Below are 254 nucleotides of genomic sequence, written 5' to 3' on the forward strand. Positions count from 1 at the left end.
TCACTGGGCCGGCGGCCACCAGCCACCAGGCTTCGGACGTGCCCCAGAACTCCATTTGTGCGCTGTGGGCGCTTGGGTTGAGCAGCAACCAGGCCACGGCAATAGGCACTAGCATCCAGGTTTCCACCACCAGCCCCGGCAATGCCTTGACCGGCGCTTGTTTGCGGATCAAACCGTAGAAGCCAAAGGTCAACGCCAGCACCAGGGACACCCACGGCAGGCTGCCGACTTGCCACACCTGTTGCACGACGCCC

Annotated in this window: 1 pseudogene; it reads right to left on the bottom strand. The window is 63.8% G+C overall.

The features are described 5' to 3' along the window. Positions 1-254 (bottom strand): annotated as a pseudogene (locus AAEY75_RS16180) (EamA family transporter RarD); the annotation flags it as partial.

Origin of the sequence: Psychrobacter sp. TB55-MNA-CIBAN-0194 (assembly GCF_040309505.1) — a bacterium.
In the GTDB taxonomy this organism is placed as follows: Bacteria; Pseudomonadota; Gammaproteobacteria; order Pseudomonadales; family Moraxellaceae; genus Psychrobacter; species Psychrobacter fozii.